The organism is Psychrobacter sp. NZS113, from assembly GCF_015864825.1.
Classification (GTDB): Bacteria; Pseudomonadota; Gammaproteobacteria; order Pseudomonadales; family Moraxellaceae; genus Psychrobacter.
Genome location: NZ_JADYWL010000049.1, coordinates 1 through 511 on the forward strand (window position 1 = coordinate 1; position 511 = coordinate 511).

The following is a 511-nucleotide window of genomic DNA, read 5'->3' on the forward strand; positions in this document are numbered from 1 at the left end:
ACCCTGTTCGATACCGTTCGCCATTGGGCTTATTCTGCGATTAGAGAGCACCGAGGTAAGACTTGGGAGCAATGGTATAACTCAGTGCTTAAAAACGCTCAAAACGTAAATATGATGTTTTCAGAACCATTGCCATACTCAGAAATCAAAGCCACTGCCAAAAGCATCGCTAAATACTGCTGGAAAAATGATGCATACCACTATAATGAGTTTATCTATCGCCAAGCACTTAAAGGCAGAAAAGGCGGTAAGATCTGTAGGCGTAAGCCTGTAGCTATTTCAGCACGCACGCAACAACGTTGGGGAGATTTAGGTATATCACAAAGTACGTATTACCGGCATAAGAAAGCAGGAAAAATATGACAGCAGATAAGCCTAAATCAGATAACAGCCTTTTTATAGTTTTGGAGGGGTGTTTGATTCTATTACTGCTCGAACGTCTCTAAACACTCTAAGTAGGCTGTAGCGCCTATTTTATTGATTGTTATTTTTTTCCTAGCTTGGGTTGTCA

General features: G+C 40.9%; 1 protein-coding gene. It reads left to right on the plus strand.

Translation table 11 applies throughout. The features are described 5' to 3' along the window. On the plus strand, positions 1-363 hold a 363-nt coding region (locus tag I6E61_RS14080; RefSeq protein ID WP_197135314.1), incomplete at its 5' end, for a primase C-terminal domain-containing protein. Positions 364-511 lie beyond the last annotated feature (148 nt).